The 2,651-nt window shown below is 56.5% G+C and carries 3 protein-coding genes; 1 reads left to right on the top strand and 2 read right to left on the bottom strand.

The window, feature by feature from the left end; all coding sequences use genetic code 11:
• Positions 1-15 precede the first annotated feature (15 nt).
• Complete coding sequence (gene ubiT, locus ACOCD2_RS16330; protein ID WP_293652900.1) at positions 16-387, bottom strand: ubiquinone anaerobic biosynthesis accessory factor UbiT; 372 nt, start codon at positions 385-387, stop codon at positions 16-18.
• A 165-nt stretch (positions 388-552) separates the two neighbouring features.
• Between ubiT and ACOCD2_RS16325 the strand changes: the two genes are divergently transcribed.
• Positions 553-1,752 carry an NnrS family protein gene (locus tag ACOCD2_RS16325; protein ID WP_294106032.1) on the top strand — a complete coding sequence of 400 codons (1,200 nt, stop codon included), beginning with the start codon at positions 553-555 and terminating at the stop codon, positions 1,750-1,752.
• Between the two features lie 204 nt (positions 1,753-1,956).
• On the opposite strand, the gene ACOCD2_RS16320 is transcribed toward ACOCD2_RS16325, so the two are convergent.
• The gene (locus tag ACOCD2_RS16320) at positions 1,957-2,358 is read right to left on the bottom strand and encodes a bacteriohemerythrin (RefSeq protein ID WP_293680577.1); all 402 of its coding nucleotides are present in this window, start codon (positions 2,356-2,358) and stop codon (positions 1,957-1,959) included.
• Positions 2,359-2,651 lie beyond the last annotated feature (293 nt).

The following is a 2,651-nucleotide window of genomic DNA, read 5'->3' as shown; positions in this document are numbered from 1 at the left end:
TGGATAACCATGGCGTTATGCTTCCTCCAGGTTTTGCGTGAGCCAGTCGTTCAATATCTGGCGGGTTCGGAACAAAGGATAGCTCCTTTTTGGAATATAATCACATGGTACCCGACACTCGTTGAGTGCCAGCAGCAGAAACTCCCGTGACCTGCCGCCGAACCGCACGTCCGGTGCGCTTCCAGGGGCAGCTGCGGCAAGCTTTCCCCTGTCCAGGGTCAGGCGGTAATCCAGGGCAAGGTCCATGACCTCAATCTGCAAAACACGGTCCTGCAGAAAATCCAGTTCACCGCCGGCCAGCGCTTCAGACAACAGCCGGTTCAGCAGCAGGGTCAGCCCCTGAGAGTGAAGCCGGCCGGGCAGCAACCTGCCGGGCAGGGTGCGCAATGACCCGACACGGGGTGGGGGGAATGGAAGAGGCAGACGTGTAATCATGAGCGGAGTTTGCCACGGTTGTCTGGTGGCCCATTTGAGCAACGTCAAGGAAAGGTCATAAACCGGGAGTGAAGATAGCTGCCCTTCGGGTCTGCCTGGTGTTGCAGGAGTGAGTACATGTCTTTGAATATAGGAGAACCCCCGGTAATGCGTAAAAGCGGCAGTTTTGCGCTGTTTGCCCTGGGTTTCCGCCCCTTTTTTCTGGCAGCAGGCCTTTCAGCGCTGGTGCTGCTGGGTTTGTGGCTGGCGTTCTGGCAGGGCGTGGTGCCGGCGAAAGGCTATTTCACGCTGGTGGAATGGCATGCTCACGAGATGCTGTTCGGCTATGCCTCTGCCGTGATTGCCGGTTTTCTGCTGACGGCGGTAAAGAACTGGACCGGCATGGCAGTGCCTACTGGACGGCTGCTGGTGATCATTTCGAGTGTCTGGTTGCTGGGTCGTGTCCTGGTGGTGACGCCGGGAGCACCCCAGTGGCTGGTGGCCGCAGTGGACCTGGCTTTCATTCCACTGGTTGGCTGGTCATTGTGGCGCCCGTTATGGCATGGACAGAACAGGGTCAACCGTATGTTCCTGCTTATTTTCGCGGGCATGACCCTGGCCAATCTGCTGGTGCATCTGGACGTGATGGGCGTGGCCAGGAACCTCTGGCCCCGGGGTGCCTACCTGATGGTGGACATGGTACTGCTGGTGCTGTTGCTGGTGGCGGGGAGGGTGGTGCCTTTCTTTACCGAGAAAGCTGTTCCCGGGGCGCGCTCCACCGTGCGGCCCTGGGTGGAGAAAGGTACCTTCATCAGCATGGTGATTGCCGCCGGGGCTGAACTTGCCTTGCCGCACGGACCTGTAGCAGGTGCAGCCCTGCTGGCCGCGGCCCTGATACAGGGTGTTCGTCTTGCCGGCTGGTACCATCCCGGCGTTTGGCGCGTGCCCATCCTCTGGGTGCTGCACGTCGGCTATGCCTGGCTGGTGCTGGGCCTGACGCTGCGTGGTCTTTCGGGATTCGGTGTGTTGTTGCCGTCGGTGGCGCTGCATGCGATCACGGTTGGCGGCATCGGTGTGCTCACCCTGGGTATGATGTCTCGTGTGGCTCTGGGTCATACCGGCCGCAACATCAACGATACCGGGCCTTTCATCCCCGTGGCTTTCGTGTTGCTCAACCTTGGAGCTGTGATGCGCGTGTTCGGCCCCTGGTTGGCTCCGCAGCAATTCAACCTGTGGATCAATATCGCCGGTGGTTTGTGGATGCTGGCCTTCCTGCTGTTTGCGCTGGTTTACACGCCCATACTCATCCGGCCCCGCATCGATGGCCGACCGGGTTAAATGCCTCTATTGCGGGGAAAAAATCCCCGCAGACAGCGCGCATTGCCCGAAATGTGGCGCCGTGTCGCATTTTCAGGAGCGGGGCTACCGTGCCGGAGTGCGTGGCAAATTCATCTTCTGGTTCGTGGTGCTGGTCATTGTCTGCGCCATCATGATCCTGTGGCTGCCGCGCTAGAAAGGCAATTGCGTGGTATCCAGGTTTTTCTACATGACTTCGCTGAGATAGGCGCCCAGATCCATGTCGGCACCCAGGATATGCCCCGTCAGCCAGTGCTCCAGAAATTCAATGTCGTCCTGGGTGACTGAGATGCCTTCCTTTTTACGCTCCTGCTGCAGCGCTTTGATGCTTTCGATCAGTTCTTCATGTTCTTTCCTGTGTTCTGAATAACCGTCGTAAGCATACTTGAGCATCAGCCGTTCTTCGTGCCTGAAATGCCAGACGGTGCAGCTGATCAGTTCTTCCAGTATCGCATCGATATAGTCCTTCTTTTCTCCGTCTTCCACAGCATGGTTGAGAAGATTGAACAGACCCACCAGTCTGCGGTGATCTTCATCGATTTCCTGGATTTGTACACTCAGTGTGTTGTCCCAAATCAGATCTTTCATGGCCTTTCCCCTTCTTCCTGTTGCATCTGACACGGAGTGTAGCGCATTCGGCGCGAAGGTTTGTTTTTGTTATGCAGCTCACGTCATTTATTGGCTGAACCGGGGCGTGATACGGTTCACGGGGATTTGAAACAGGCGGTTTAGCGGGTATACTTTCGGCTTGTAAAAACAATAACTAGAGTTTAGAGTTTCAGAGGAGAAAAACCACTAAAAATCTCAAAAAATAGTTGACATAGCAAGGCGCGGCCTCTCAGAAGAGAAATCAACACAAACTTCTGGAGGCCGCTATGGAC

This window comes from Thiolapillus sp., from assembly GCF_048562965.1.
Lineage (GTDB): Bacteria > Pseudomonadota > Gammaproteobacteria > Chromatiales > Chromatiaceae > Thiolapillus > Thiolapillus brandeum_A.
This window is presented reverse-complemented; position numbering and strand designations above follow the sequence as displayed.